Consider the following 13,831-nt stretch of genomic DNA (forward strand, 5'->3'; position numbering starts at 1 on the left):
TCAGGGCAATTCATAAATGCATAATTGTCTCGCCGATCCGATAGGCCGGACGAATAATTCTTGCGTTTCCCGGGCGTGCGCGGCTTCCGGCCAGTGTTGCCCACGTATAATCCCGGGCCATGAACCTGCTCCGTACCCTCGCCGCCATTTCCAGCATGACCATGGTGTCCCGCGTCACCGGTTTGCTGCGCGACAGCCTGTTTGCCGCCACCTTCGGCGCCTCGAATTTCACCGATGCCTTCAACATCGCCTTCCGCCTGCCCAACCTGCTGCGCCGGCTGTTCGCGGAGGGCGCCTTCTCGCAGGCCTTCGTCCCGATCCTGACCGAATACAAGACCAGGAACGGACCGGAAGCCACCAAGACCCTGGTCGACCACGTGGCCACGGTGCTGATCTGGGCCACGGTGCTGACCAGCATCGTCGGCATACTCGCCGCCCCGGTACTGATCTACCTGATCGGCGGCGGCCTGCAACGCGAGCCGGCCGCCTTCGACGCGGCGGTGGTCATGACGCGCATGATGTTCCCCTACATCGCCTGCATGGCCTTCGTGGCCCTGGCCAGCGGCGTGCTCAATACCTGGCGCCAATTCAAGATTCCCGCCTTCACGCCGGTGCTGCTGAACATCTCCTTCATCGTCTCGGCGCTGGTGCTGGCCGACTGGTTCGAGCAGCCGATCTATGCGATGGCGGTGGGCGTCTGCGTCGGCGGCCTGGCCCAGGTGGCGGTCCAGATTCCTTCGCTGGTCAAGCTCGGCATGCTGCCGCGCCTGTCGCTCAATCCGCTCACCGGCCTGCGCGACAGCGGCGTGCGCCGCATGCTCGGCAAGATGGGGCCGGCCGTGTTCGCGGTGTCGGCGGCCCAGATCAGCCTCCTGATCAACACCACCATCGCGGCCAGCCTGGCCGCCGGCGCCGTCACGGCGCTGCAGTACGCCGACCGCCTGATGGAGTTCCCGACCGCCCTACTGGGCGTGGCGCTCGGCACCATCCTGCTGCCGAGCCTGGCCAAGGCCAACACCGAGGGCGACACCCAGGAATACTCCTCGCTGCTGGACTGGGGCCTGCGCCTGACCTTCCTGCTGGCCTTGCCGTCCTCGGTCGGCATGGCGGCGCTGGCGGTGCCGATGATCGCCACCCTGTTCCACTACGGCGTGTTCGACGCCGCCGACGTGCACGCCTCCTCGCTGCCGCTGATGGCCTATAGCGCCGGCCTGCTCGGCTTCATCCTGGTCAAGACCCTGGCGCCGGCCTTCTACGCGCGCCAGGAAGTGCGCACCCCGGTCAAGATCGCGATGGGGGTGCTGGTCGTGACCCAATTACTGAACGTGCTGTTCGTGTGGGGACTGGGCTTCGGCGTGGCCGGCCTGGCGCTGTCGATCGGTCTGGGCGCCTGCATCAACGCCGGCTTTCTCTACAGCGGCCTGCGGCGCCGCCGGATCTACGTGCCGCAGCCGGGCTGGGGCGCCTTCTTCTTCAAGCTGCTGGTGGCGGTGAGCGTGATGGGTGCGGTCGCGTGGTTCGGCCAGCTGCAGTTCGACTGGATCGCGCTGCGCGCCACCCCGCTGTTGCGCGCCGGCGCGCTGGCGGCGATCATCGCCGGCGCCGCCCTCGCCTATTTTGCCGTGCTGATGCTGCTGGGCTTCCGCCCACGCGACTTCAAGCGCCGCGCAAAGTAGGCAGCGGCGGCGCGTAGCCGATGCACTCGTAATACAGCCCGGCGGCCTCCAGCGCCGCCGGATCGTACATGTTGCGGCCGTCGAACACGGCTTTCATGGCCAGCGCCTCGGCCAGGAAGCCGAGATCGGGCCGGCGGAATTCTTCCCATTCGGTGACGACCACCAGCACGTCGGCGCCGACCACCGCCGCGCTTGCCGAGTCGGCGAAGCGCAGCCGTCCGCCGCATGCCGGCCCGCCGTGCACCGCGGCCAGGACGCGCCCGGCCTCGGCGTTCGCCACCGGGTCGTAGGCCACCACCCCGGCCCCGGCGGCCAGCAGCGCCGCGATCAGCCGGCGGCTGGGCGCATCGCGCATGTCGTCGGTGAGCGGCTTGAACGCCAGTCCCCACAGCGCGATCGTCCTGCCGGCCAGCGCACGGCCGCCGTCGAAGAAGCGGACCAGCTTGGCGTACAGGACGTCTTTCTGCGCTTCGTTGACTGCCTCGACCGCGTCCAGCAGGCGCAGCGGGCAGGCATGCTCGGTTGCGCTCCGGATCAGCGCCTTCACGTCCTTCGACAGGCAGGAGCCGCCATAGCCGGCGCCGGGGCACAGGTAGCGGCGTCCGATGCGCGGGTCCATGCCGATCGCCAGGCGCACGGCGTCGATGTCGGCGCCGGTCCGTTCCGCCAGGTTGGCCAGTTCGTTGATGAAGCTGATCCGGGTCGCCAGCATGGCGTTGGCCGCGTATTTCGCCATCTCGGCGCTGCGCAGGTCCATTTCGAGGATGCGTTCCGGATCGCGGCAGAACGGCGCGTACAGCCGGCGCAGCAGCGCGCCCGCCTCGGCGCGCTCGCGGCCGATGACGACCCGCAGCGGGCGCATGAAGTCCGCACAGGCCGGTCCACAGGCGCGCCTGCCATTCGCCCAGGCCGAACAGCCCGAAGGTCAGCGCCGTCATCCAGGTCTGCAGGGGCGGCTTCTCGACATAGACGATGCCGTTCAACCGCGGCGTGATCCAGTCGCCGCTGGCGAGCATCTCGCGCGCCAGCTCGGCGTAGCGCCCTTCGTCGGGCGGCACCAGGGTGCGCACGCCGAGCACGCCGAGCGAGACCAGGATGAAGCCTGCCGACAGCACCCACAGCAGATAGTGCCGGGTGCGCGAACGCGTCGGCAGCGCAAGGGTGCTCGGGGGAAGGAAAGGATGCATCGCGCGGTCTCCGCAAGTGGGGGCGGCATCCATTGTCCCGGCCCCGGCCTGCGCGGGCTTGCGCTGCCTCTATCGTCGCGCCGACTAGCGGCCCGCGTCCTGCGCCTGGCCGGGCGGGCCCTGGACCGGAGCGGCCGGCGCCTCGGGCTCTTCGCGCTCAGGCTGCTCCGGCTCCGGCGGCGGCTCGCTCGGCGGCTCGGCGGGTGGTTCGGCGGGTGGCGCGCTCGGCGGCTCGGCGGGCGCGGCCGTGCCCGGGGGCGCGGGCGCAGGATCGGCCGGCACGACACCCGGCGCTACAGGCACCCGGGGTGCGGGCGACGCCTGCGGCGCCCCGGCGCTGCCGCCCTCGGCCATGAACTTCCAGTCGGCAATGTGTTCGCGGTTCTCGAATCCCGGGAAGCGCTTGTCAAAATTGCCTAGCTTCAGCGGCGCCGCCTGCGACAGGCTGTGCACGCCCAGGATGCGCCCGCCCTCGCCGGCCCGCACCAGCCCCCATTCGGCCTTGCCGCCGACCGGATCGACGAAGATCTTGCGCAGGTGCCGGCGCGGAGTCGGGAAGCGCGTATCGCGCAGCAGTTCCTGCAGGCTCATCGGCTGCGGCGGCTGGCCGCGCGGGGTGGCGTCGGCATAGCTTTTCAGGGCGGCGCTGAACTGAAAGCCGATTTCCAGCAGTTCCTGTTCGGCGTGGGCGCGCTGCAGCAGCGAACCGATCTTCAGGGTGGCGGCGCCGACCATGCCGAGGATGAACACGAAGATGACCAGGCCGAGGTAGGTGAAGCCGGCCTGCCGCGAGCGGATGGGCGCGCCCACGCTACCACTCCGCGTAGGCCGTGCCCTTGCGGCCCGTGCCCGGCGCGCCGCTGCGGATGTTGCCGACCTCGCCCTGCTCGCCTTCGGGCGGCGGCTCCACCACCCAGGACGCGCGCGACTCGAGGATCGGGTCCATCGGCAGCTCGCGCAGGTACTTTTTTTCCACCAGTTGCTCGAGCGAGTCCGGATAGCGTCCGGTGTCGGAGCGGAACTGGTCGATCACGGCGCGCGTGTTGCGCAGGTTCTCTTCGAGGATGGTTTCGCGGGTAGCGTCGATGCTCGGGAAGAAGCGCGGCACCGCCAGCGTGAGCAGCAGGGCCACGATGCCCAGCACCACCAGCAGTTCGATCAGGGTAAACGCGCGCAGGCGCAGGCGCTCGGGCTTCATGCTCACCATTTGTTGTAGGGGACGCCGTTCAGGCCGGGCCGCTCGGACAGCGAGTACACGTCGTAGACGTCTTCGCCCTCTTTCGGCTCGTCCGGCTCGCTGGCGTAGCTGCGCTTGCCCCAGGTGTCGGCATTCGGGGCCTGGGGATCGGCGTGGAAGGGATCGCGCGGCAGCCGGCGCATGAAATAGATCTTCGCCTGCTTCGGGCTGCGCAGGTCGCGCACGCCCTCGACCAGCATCTCGAGGCGCGGCGGATAGCCCGAGCTGCCGGCAGCCTTGGCCACGCGGCCTTCGTCGCTGGCCTTCTTGTAGGCGTCGATGCCGGCACGGATCTCGCGCAGGGCGCGGCGCAGTTCCACTTCGTCGCGGCGCTGGGCCGTGACCTGGGCCACCGGCAGCACCAGCGTTCCCAGCAGCCCCAAGATCGCCAGCGTCACCAGCAGCTCGATGAGCGTGAAACCGCGCCTGCACATCACTGCCGGGGGGCCTGGGGGGCCTGGGGGGCGGGCGGCGGTGCCACCGGCACCACCTGGATTGCCGGCGCAGGCGCCGCCGGCGGCGGGCCGGATGGTGGCGAACCGGTCTGCGGCGTCACCGGCAGCTGCGACGGCGGCACCGACAGCGGGGCCGGGGCCGGCGCCGCCGGGGCGCCATTCGCCGGCACGGGCGCCGTTCCCGGCGCCGTGCCCGCCGCCCGCGCGGCAGCGGCCGCGGCCGCGCCATTGGCGGTCACCGGCAACTGCACCGGCGCGCGCGCCGTGCTGTCCGGACGGCGGCGGAAGCTGGCCTCGGTGCCGGCGCCGAATTCGGAGCTGGCCGCCGGCGGGCGCTGCACGGTGCGCAACAGGCGCGGCGTGATCGACAGCACGATCTCGGTGCGGTCGTTGGAATCGCGCTGGCTGCCGAACAGGCGGCCGACCAGCGGCAGGTCGCCGATGCCCGGCACCTTGCTGGCGCCGGAACGGTCCTCGTTGCTGATCAGGCCCGCCAGCACCTGGTTCTCGCCGTCCTTCAGCTGCAGGAAGGTGGTGGCCGAACGGGTGCCGATGCGGTAGGCCACGGTGCCGGAACGGGTGGTGACCGATTCGCCCAGCGTGCTCACCTCGAGCGAGATGCGGATGCCGACCTCGTTGTTCAGGTAGATGGTCGGCTCGACGTTCAGGGTCAGGCCCACGTCCACGTAGTTCACCGACTCGGAGGCGAATCCGCCCACGCCCGACGAGATCGTGGTCGAGATGTTCGGGATCTTGTCGCCGATGACGACCTTGGCCTTTTCCTTGTTGCGCACCCGGATGCGCGGGTTGGCCAGGGTGTTGGAATCGCCGTCGGTCTTGTTGGCGTTGATGGTGGCCGCCAGTTCGGTGACGGTGCCGACGTTGCGGCTGTTCAGGCCGCGCAGCTCGTCGATCGTGACCGGGACCCCGTCGAGCGTGGCCAGGGGCGAGAAGGATACCGCGCCCGGCCAGCGGATGCCGAGGTCGGTGACGCGGCTGCGCTTGATCTCCAGCACCTCGACCTCGAGCATGACTTCCGGCTCGGGCACATCCTGCAGCGCCACCAGCTGGGTCGCCACGCGCACCGCTTCCGGACTGTCGCGCAGGATCACCAGGTTGAGCTTCTCGTCCACCACCACGTCGCGCGACTTGAGGATGGTCTTGAAGGTGTTGGCGATGTTCTTGGCCTCGGCATTGGCCAGGAAGAAGGTCTTGACCGTCATCTCCTGGTATTCCTTCAGCTTGGCCGCCACGTTCGGGTAGATCAGGATGGTGTTGCCGTCCATGACCTGGCGTTCGAGCTGGTTGGTCATCAAGAGGTAATACACCGCCGCCTCGACCGTGCTGTTCTTCAGGAAGATCGAACTGCGCTGGTCGGACTTGACGTCCTTGTCGAACACGAAGTTCAGGCCGGCATGGCGCGAGATGACCTCGAACACCTGCTTCAGCGGCGCATCCCTGAACTCGAGGCTGATCGGCTTGCGGAAGGCCGCGGCCAGCGCCGCCTCGCCGGCAGGCGCCGCCGCGGCCCTCTCGTCGACCTCGAGCATCAGGAGGCGCGCCGCTTCGTGGGCCGGGCGCTCGGTGAGGATCGCGCCCAGCTTCTGGCGCGCCGTATCGGTGTCGCCCTTGTCGAAGGCCGCGCGGGCCGCCTCCAGCATGCCGGCGTGGCGGCGGTCGGCCTCGACCTGGCGCAGGCCGGACCGGGCGCGCTCGTTGGCCGGATCGAACGCCAGCACGCGGCGGTAGTCCTGCGCGGCCAGCTCCGGCTGCCCGTCCGCCAGCGCGGCCTCGGCCTGCTGGACCAGGCGGGTCGCCGCACCGTCGCGCGCGCGCAGGTAGGCCGCGCGGTACTCGGGGTTGGTCGGGTCGGCGCTCACCGCTTCCTGGTATTTCACCAGCCCGGCCGCGACCTGGTCGCGTGCGACCAGCGCATTGCCTTCCTGGTAGGCGCGCTGGCCGGCGCAGCCGGCCAGCAGCACCGCCCCCAGGCCGGCGGCCAGCACGAGTTTGCGGATACGAACCATCAGTCGAATACTCCAATATTGAGCTGCTGAACCTGGTTCAGCGGCAGGTAGGTCAGGGTCAGCACCGGCGGCCTGATCGCATCGACGCGGTAGACGCCGTCGATGACCGTGTTCTCGCGCACCAGGTGGGTGCGCTCGCCGCGCGCCAGGTAGATTTCCCAGACCCCGTCCTGCAGCGACTTGCCGATGAAGGTAAAGGGCAGCGGCGGCGCGCTGGGCGGCGGCGGCGGCGCCGCCGGTTCGGGCGGCGGTGGCGGCGGAGTCCAGTCCTGGCGCGCGAACACGCCCTGTTCGCCCTGGTTGAAACGCTCGCCGCCGTCGCCGATCAGTACTTCGCGATCGACCTGGCGCAGGATGGCCGGGGCCTTGTCCTTGCCCTGGTCGCCGTGGTGGTCCGGCGCGGCGCCGCGCTGCGCGGCCGGCGCCGCCGGCGCGCGCTCGACCGCTTCGGCCACCGCGTCCTCGGGCGTCTTGTCCCCGAAAACCACCAGCCCGGCGGCAGCGGCCAACGCGACGCCCATCGCGATATGGCGCGGCTTCATCGCGGCGCCCCCGGCGCGGCCGCCAGGTACAGGGTCAGGCGCAGGCGCGCCTCGACGGTCTCGCTGCCGATCGCATCGCGCCGGAAGGCCACGTCGTCGAGCGAGGCATGCGGCAATGCGCGCAGGGCGTCGAAAGCGAACTGCCAGATCGCCCCATAGCGGCCGCTGACCGGCAGGGTGATCTGGTAGGTGAGGAAGCGCCCGGCGCGGTCCTGGCTGCTGCGGTATTCGCCCTGGCGGAGCAGCAGGCCGTTCTTCTCGGCCAGCCCGAACAGGGTCTTGAGCTGGCGGTCGACCTTGCCGCGCTCGCCCAGCGCGGCATAGAAGTGGGCCAGGTTCTGGTCGGCGCTCGGCGGCGGCGCCGGCAGCGCTGCCGGCGCCGGCGGCGGGGCGGCGGCCTGGCGGCGGGCCGCCGCGTACTCCTCGTCGAGGTCGGCCAGCGCCGCCAGCACCAGGACGATCGCCACGACCACGGCCACGGCCAGTGCGAACACGCCGGCGACGATGGGGTTGGTCCGGCGCAGGGACAGCACCATGCGCAGCCACGGCGCGGACAGGTTGACGTCCCTCATTGGCCGCCCCACTGCGCACTGAGCTGGAAACGCAGCGGCCGGTTCGGCTCCTGTTCCGCGATCTCGTGGCGCACCAGGGCCACCGACGCGAACCAGCCCTGCTCCTGCATCCTGGCCACGTAGGCCAGCATGTCGTCGCTGTTGCGCGCCTCGGCGGTGATGCGCAGGCTGCGGCGCCTGGCGTCCGGCTCGAGCGCCAGCAAGGCCACGTTCGAGGGCGTGGCCGCGCTCACCGCCTCGACCAGGTCGCGCCACGGCAGGTTGAGCTGCATGACGGCGTCGTTGACGGCCTGGGCCTGGGCCTCGGGCACCGTGAACGCCGGCTGCGCCGCCACCGGCAAGGGCCGCATCGCGTTCGCGCGCATCGCGATGGCGGCCTGCAGCGCCGCCAGCTGCGCGCGCTCCTCCTGGTAGCCGAGCAGCTGCGCGAGCAGCACGAAGCACAGGCCGGCGGTGGCCAGCACGAATCCGGCAAAGCGCGGCGGCACCCGGAACAGCGTGCGCCGCAGGGTGCGCGGGGCGAAGTCGATGTGGGTGCGCTTCATGATCCGATTCCGGTGCGCGCCAGCAGCACAGGCAGCGGCCAGTCGGCGCTGTCGTCTTCCAGCAGGGTGCAGGCGAATTGCGGCTGGCCGGCCGCGATGGCCCAGCCGGCCGGGGCGGCGCCGCACAGCTGCAGGCGCTGCGGCCGCCCTACCCCCACGCGCAAGGCCTCGCGCGCGACGTGGGCGTCGAGCCAGTCGCGGCCGGCGCCGGGCGGAATCGGGGCGGTGCGCAGCGCGGCCAGCGTCCTGCCCTCGTAGGCGGCGAGCGACAGTACGCCGCCGTGTACCAGGCCGAACCAGGCCCCGGGCCGGCGCGCACGGCGCCAGGCGTTCAGCGCCATGACGAACTGCGGCGCCACCTCGACCAGGTGAAAACGGTGCCGGCGCGCCAAGGATTCGAGCAGGGCCAGCAGCGCCTCGGGCGCGGCGGCGGCCAGGAAGGGACGCGCGGCGTCCCAGTCGGCGCTGATGCGCCACGCCTGCGGCGGCGCCCCGAACAGGCTCTGGTGGCGCAGCGCCGCGGCGGCCTGCAGGTCACTGAAGCGGGCGGCGCCCGGCGGCGGCGCCACCTGCCACAGGCGCACCAGCTCGTCGGCCAGCACCACCGTCAGCGGCCAGCCGCGCGGATTCGCTTCGCCCAGCAGCGCGCGCAGGCCGTTCTCGAGGGCCTCGGGCGCGCCGGCTTCGACCGGCGCGGTGGCCAGCACCTCGGCGCGGGCACGCGGCCAGCCGCCCACGCGCAGCAGGGCCAGGCCGTCGGCGGCGACGCCGAGGCGCAGGGACTGTCCGAAGCGTCTACGCATGGAGGGTCACCCGCTTGATCTCGTCGAGGGTGGTGGCGCCGCGCCTGACCAGGTCGAGGGCGGCCAGGCGCAGGCTGCGGGTGCCGTTGGCGTGCGCCGCGGCCTTGATGCGGCGGATCGGCTGCTTGTCGACGATCAGTTCGCGGATCTCGTCGTTCAGGGTCAGGATCTCGGCGATCGAGCGGCGCCCGCGGTAGCCGGTGCCCCGGCAGTCGCCGCAGCCCTTGCCGCGCATGAACACGTACTCCTGCGCGTCCTCGCGCGCCAGGTGCACCGAGGCGAGCTCGAGCACGTCCGGCTCGTAGCGTTCGGCGCAGTGCGGGCAGTTCATGCGGATCAGGCGCTGGGCCCAGATGCCGTTCAGGGCCGACACGAAGGCATACGGATCGATGCCCATGTGGGTGAAGCGGCCGAACACGTCGAACACGTTGTTGGCGTGGACGGTCGTCAGCACCAGGTGGCCGGTCAGGGCCGACTGCACCGCGATCTCGGCGGTCTCGCGGTCGCGGATCTCGCCGACCATGATCTTGTCCGGATCGTGGCGCAGGATCGAGCGCAGGCCCTTGGCGAACGTCAGGCCCTTCTTTTCGTTGACCGGAATCTGCAGGATGCCCGGCAGCTGGTACTCGACCGGATCCTCGATGGTGATGATCTTCTCGCGCCCGTTATGGATCTCGGTGAGCGCCGCGTACAGGGTGGTGGTCTTGCCGGAACCGGTCGGCCCGGTCACCAGCAGCATGCCGTAGGCCTCCTGGGCCAGGCTGCGCAGGGTGACCAGCGAAGGCGCGTCGAAGCCCAGCGCTTCCAGCGTCAGGGCGCCATAGGCTTCGATCATGGCGCGCTTGTCGAGGATACGGATCACCGCGTCCTCGCCGTGAATGCTGGGCATGATCGAGACCCGCAGGTCGATGTCGCGCCCGCCGGAGGCGACCCGGAAGCTGCCGTCCTGCGGGATGCGGCGCTCGGCGATGTCGAGTTCGGCCAGCACCTTCAGGCGCGAGATGATGTGCTCGGCCAGTTCGATGCCGCCCACCGTGGCCGCGTGGTCGAGCACCCCGTCGATGCGGTACTTCACGGCCAGGCCGGTGGCGGTGCTTTCCAGGTGGATGTCGGAGGCGCCGGCCTTGAGCGCATCGTACAGGGTGGAATTGACCAGCTTGACGGCTGGGCTGGCGCCTTCCGACACCGAGGCGAAGGACAGCACCTGGGCGGTCTTGCCGTCGCGCCGGGCTTCGCCGTCGGCGCCCACCAGGTTGTCGACGGCGCGCGCCGATTCCTCCTGCTTGGAGAGATAGGCCTGGATGTCGGACTGCAGCGCCAGGCACAGCGCGAGCGGGCTTCTTGCGGTGGCGCGCGCCTGCGCGCCCAGCCAGGTCTGCAGGTCGAGGTCGAACGGATCGGACAGCACACCGGTGAGGCGGCCGCCCGCATCGCGCAGCAGCACGCAATGGCGCGCCATGGCCTGGGCCAGCGGCAGCAGGTCGAAGGCGGGCACCTGGGCCAGCATGGCGGCGGTTTCCATCACCGGCAGGCCGAAGGGCGCGGCCAGTTCGCGCACGATGTGGCGCGGCTCCATGCCGGTGAGTCCTTCGAGCTCGGCCACCAGGCCGCGCCGCGATTGCGCCGCCTGCGCGCGCGCGCGGGCCAGCAGCGCCGGATCCAGGAGATTGACGATGCCGGCAGCGGTCAAGACATATCTCCGGCCAGGTCGAAAATCGGCATGTAGAGCAGCACCACGATGGCGCCCACCACCAGGCCAATGGCGGCCATCAGCAGAGGCTCGAAGGTCCGGGTGAAGCGGTCGATCCAGCGCGTGATCTCGCCGTCGTAGAAGGCCGCCGACTGGGTCAGCATCGGTCCCATGTCGCCGGTGCGCTCGCCGACCCGCAGCATGCGCAGCGAGATCGGCGTGGTCAGCCCGTTCGCTTCGAAGGCATCGGACAGCGGCTGGCCCGATTCGATGGCGGCGCGCGCCTGCAGCAGGCCCTTGCGCACGGAGCCGGACACCATCGGCTGCACGGTCTCGATGGCGCCGACGATGGTAATGCCGCCCTCGGTCAGCATGCCGAGCGTGAGGTAGAGGCGCGACAGTTCGTAGATGCGGGCGCGCTCGCCGATGCCGGGCAGGCGCACCAGCAGGCGGTTGATGCCGCCGCTGCGCAGCAAGTGGCGCACTCCGGCCACCGCGCCGACAATGGCCAGCAGCGCGGTCACGAGGATCGCGCTGCCGTGCCTGGCGGCGAACTGGCCCCAGTCGAGCAGCAGCTGCGACATCCAGGGCAGCGAGCGCCCTGCCCCCTGGTAGACCTCGGCGAACTTCGGCACCACATAACCGATCAGGAAGGCGCTCACGCCGCCACCGACCAGCAGCAGGATCACCGGATAGATCGAGGCGCTGACGATCTTGGCGCGCACCAGGTCGATGCGCTGCTGGTAGTCGATGTAGCGCGACAGTGCGCGCGGCAGGTCGCTGGTGCCTTCGGCGGCGCGCACGATGCCGACGTAGAGCGGCGGGAACAGGTCGGGCTGGGCGGCCAGCACGCTGGAAAAGCGCTTGCCCTCGCGCAGGCCGCCGAGCAGGCGTTCGAGCACGCCGCGCGCACCGGGACTGGCTTCTTTTTCCAGCAGCGCTTCCAGGCCTTCGACGATGCCGAGGCCGGCGTTAAGCAGGGCCAGCAGCTCCTGGCTGAACAGCACCAGCGAGAGCCTGGCGCCGCCTGTACGGCGCAGGCCGCCGAACAGGGCCAGCGGCGAGGAACGGGCCGGCTCGACGGCGCTGACGAACAGCCCGCGCGCCTCGACCTGGCGGCGCGCATCGAGCGCGTCGGCGGCGTCGACGACGAGGTTCGAGATCGACATGTCGGGCGCGAGGGTGCGAACGGCGAACTGCATGAAGGCGGCCCCGGCTGTGTTAACGCTGGCGTGTCAGGTGGCGCTGTCGCAAGCGTTCAATTCGACGAAATGTCGGCATTGTCGCCGCTGCCGCCCGGCTGGCCATCCTTGCCGAGGGACAGGATTTCGTACTCGGCCTTGCTGCCGGGCGCACGGTACTGGTAGGGACGGCCCCAGGGATCCTGCGGCACGCCTTTCTTCAGGTAGGGACCGTTCCACTTGGCGCCGGCGCTGGGCGGGGCGGCCATCAGGGCGTTCAGTCCTTCTTCGCTGCTCGGGTAGCGGCCGACGTCGAGGCGGTAGGTATCGAGCGACTTGTCGAAGGCTTCGATCTGCGCCTTCGCCACCGTCACTTCGGACTTGCCCAGCTGCGAGAAATACTTGGGACCGACGTAAGCGGCGAGCAGGCCGATGATCACGATCACCACCAGCAGTTCGAGCAGGGTGAAGCCCAGGGCGGGGCGCCGGGCAGGACGCACGCCGCCACGCTGTTCCCGCTGTTCCAATACTGAATGCATCGACCGACTCCTCATTGCACATACAAGAAACTCAGCATCGAAGGCTACCACGGCGCTCGATGCCAAGACAACATTTCTTTATTTTTTGCCATCGTGCTTGCAGTATCGCAGCCGCCTGTCCTGTCCGGCTTGCGCCGGCGCACAACGGCTGCGCCCGCAGCAGAGCGGAACAGGGCCTCAGCGCGCGACCGGCGGCGCCGATGGCGAGGATGCACCGAGCTGGCAGCTGCCGCTGCTGCAGACCGCGCCCGGATCGGGCAGGTAGCGGCAGGTGGACACCAGGCCGCTGGCCTTGATCTCGGCTTGCCGCTCGGCCTTGAACTGCTCGGCCAGCGCGCGCAGCGCCTTCTCGTCGGTGCCCGATTCGGAATACGGCAGGTAGGCCTGCGGGCCGCCACAGGCCAGTGCCCCGACCGGCAGGCTACGGCACTGGCCGGAATGGGTACACGAGGCCTCGCCGATCAGCGCACGGATGCGGGCCAGCGTAGCGCCGCCCTGCGCTGCCGCCGCGCCCGCTGCCGGCGTGCCGGCGGACGCTCCCTTGCGGCCCGGGTCCTGGGCTTGGGTGGTGCAGGCGCTGCACCCGAGCAGGAGGATAAGGAAGAGTTTTCGCATGACTCCATCTTCCCTGCTTGCCCGTACGTGGTCAAGCGAATCACGGCATGCATGACCGGACTTGCCGAGGCATTCGGAATAGAGCCCGACGCGTCGCCAAACGGCAACGAACCCTGTTGCCGTAGCGCATCAATTGCCCTAAAGAATTTTTATTCCCTTAAAAGCAGATGCGCCAATTTCTTCTAAAACTCATCAACGTCGGGTATTTTTATTTCTAAATCTTAATATTTTCTGTTCGATAACGAAAATAATTGAGCATCGGAAAAATTTACTCACTACAATAGGCTTCGTTACCGACGAGCTTGCTCAACAGACCGATCATGAACATCTCCTTCCGTACTTTCGCCGCCATCGCCCTGACCACCCTCCTGACCGCCTGCGGCGCAGGCCAGCAGGACACGCAAATGCCGAAGACCCTTGGCTCGGCAGTGCAGAGCGACCTGAGCGTCGCGGCAGGCGCTCCCGCCGCCGCAGTCGCCGCGCCGGCGGCCGCGACCGGCCCGGCCGTCGCCGCTGCCACCGGCCCGAACAATCCGGTCCCGGACTGCGCCGCCGAAGGCTGCGCCAGCCTGCGCATCATCGACGGCAATGCCGAAGCCTACCGCGTGGACGCGATGCGCCGCGCCGCAGCCGACACCGACACCGACGGCATCACCCGGTCGTAATCCCCCTCCCGACGCATCCGTCACGGCGCCTTTCGGCGCCGTTGCTTTTTTGCTCCCAAGCTTCGGCGTCCTGCGCCAGCCCCATAAGGCGGGCCGG

General features: G+C 69.9%; 14 protein-coding genes and 2 pseudogenes. 2 read left to right on the top strand and 14 right to left on the bottom strand.

Annotated features, from left to right (window positions below):
- Positions 1-119: 119 nt before the first annotated feature.
- Entirely contained in the window at positions 120-1,676 is a 1,557-nt protein-coding gene (murJ, locus tag AB3347_RS16705; RefSeq protein ID WP_369092918.1) for a murein biosynthesis integral membrane protein MurJ, read from the top strand.
- On the opposite strand, the pseudogene AB3347_RS16710 reads toward murJ, so the two are convergent.
- The 14 genes and pseudogenes from AB3347_RS16710 to AB3347_RS16775 all read right to left on the bottom strand — a co-directional run.
- Positions 1,657-2,544, bottom strand: a pseudogene (locus AB3347_RS16710) (nucleotide sugar dehydrogenase); the annotation flags it as partial. The gene murJ and the pseudogene AB3347_RS16710 overlap by 20 nt on opposite strands.
- Positions 2,540-2,863, bottom strand: a pseudogene (locus tag AB3347_RS16715) (ArnT family glycosyltransferase); the annotation flags it as partial. The pseudogenes AB3347_RS16710 and AB3347_RS16715, both read right to left, overlap by 5 nt.
- A gap of 84 nt (positions 2,864-2,947) precedes the next feature.
- Positions 2,948-3,673, bottom strand: coding sequence for a type II secretion system protein (locus AB3347_RS16720; protein ID WP_369092919.1), 726 nt, complete (start codon positions 3,671-3,673; stop codon positions 2,948-2,950).
- A gap of 1 nt (position 3,674) precedes the next feature.
- Positions 3,675-4,070, bottom strand: coding sequence for a type II secretion system protein (locus tag AB3347_RS16725; RefSeq protein ID WP_369092920.1), 396 nt, complete (start codon positions 4,068-4,070; stop codon positions 3,675-3,677).
- Complete coding sequence (locus tag AB3347_RS16730; RefSeq protein ID WP_369093045.1) at positions 4,064-4,534, bottom strand: type II secretion system protein; 471 nt, start codon at positions 4,532-4,534, stop codon at positions 4,064-4,066. The genes AB3347_RS16725 and AB3347_RS16730 overlap by 7 nt, the downstream gene beginning before the upstream one ends.
- The gene (locus AB3347_RS16735; RefSeq protein ID WP_369092921.1) at positions 4,534-6,582 is read right to left on the bottom strand and encodes a secretin N-terminal domain-containing protein; all 2,049 of its coding nucleotides are present in this window, start codon (positions 6,580-6,582) and stop codon (positions 4,534-4,536) included. The genes AB3347_RS16730 and AB3347_RS16735 overlap by 1 nt, the downstream gene beginning before the upstream one ends.
- A complete protein-coding gene (locus AB3347_RS16740) occupies positions 6,582-7,124 on the bottom strand; it encodes a hypothetical protein (RefSeq protein WP_369092922.1) in 543 nt (180 codons plus the stop codon). Before AB3347_RS16740 ends, AB3347_RS16735 begins: the two co-directional genes overlap by 1 nt.
- A complete protein-coding gene (locus AB3347_RS16745; protein ID WP_369092923.1) occupies positions 7,121-7,696 on the bottom strand; it encodes a hypothetical protein in 576 nt (191 codons plus the stop codon). The genes AB3347_RS16740 and AB3347_RS16745 overlap by 4 nt, the downstream gene beginning before the upstream one ends.
- On the bottom strand, positions 7,693-8,241 hold the full coding sequence (locus AB3347_RS16750; protein ID WP_369092924.1) for a PilN domain-containing protein: 549 nt from the start codon (positions 8,239-8,241) through the stop codon (positions 7,693-7,695). Before AB3347_RS16750 ends, AB3347_RS16745 begins: the two co-directional genes overlap by 4 nt.
- A complete protein-coding gene (locus AB3347_RS16755) occupies positions 8,238-9,044 on the bottom strand; it encodes a hypothetical protein (protein ID WP_369092925.1) in 807 nt (268 codons plus the stop codon). The genes AB3347_RS16750 and AB3347_RS16755 overlap by 4 nt, the downstream gene beginning before the upstream one ends.
- Positions 9,037-10,734, bottom strand: coding sequence for a GspE/PulE family protein (locus AB3347_RS16760; protein ID WP_369092926.1), 1,698 nt, complete (start codon positions 10,732-10,734; stop codon positions 9,037-9,039). The genes AB3347_RS16755 and AB3347_RS16760 overlap by 8 nt, the downstream gene beginning before the upstream one ends.
- The gene (locus tag AB3347_RS16765; protein ID WP_369092927.1) at positions 10,731-11,936 is read right to left on the bottom strand and encodes a type II secretion system F family protein; all 1,206 of its coding nucleotides are present in this window, start codon (positions 11,934-11,936) and stop codon (positions 10,731-10,733) included. Before AB3347_RS16765 ends, AB3347_RS16760 begins: the two co-directional genes overlap by 4 nt.
- Positions 11,937-11,992: 56 nt before the next feature.
- Complete coding sequence (gspG, locus tag AB3347_RS16770) at positions 11,993-12,454, bottom strand: type II secretion system major pseudopilin GspG (RefSeq protein WP_369092928.1); 462 nt, start codon at positions 12,452-12,454, stop codon at positions 11,993-11,995.
- A gap of 177 nt (positions 12,455-12,631) precedes the next feature.
- Positions 12,632-13,069 carry a hypothetical protein gene (locus AB3347_RS16775; RefSeq protein ID WP_369092929.1) on the bottom strand — a complete coding sequence of 146 codons (438 nt, stop codon included), beginning with the start codon at positions 13,067-13,069 and terminating at the stop codon, positions 12,632-12,634.
- A 320-nt stretch (positions 13,070-13,389) separates the two neighbouring features.
- On the opposite strand from AB3347_RS16775, the gene AB3347_RS16780 reads away from it, so the two are divergent.
- Positions 13,390-13,734, top strand: a complete 345-nt coding sequence (locus tag AB3347_RS16780; RefSeq protein ID WP_369092930.1) for a hypothetical protein — start codon at positions 13,390-13,392, stop codon at positions 13,732-13,734.
- Positions 13,735-13,831 lie beyond the last annotated feature (97 nt).

It is taken from the genome of Massilia sp. X63 (assembly GCF_041023745.1).
Lineage (GTDB): Bacteria > Pseudomonadota > Gammaproteobacteria > Burkholderiales > Burkholderiaceae_D > Telluria.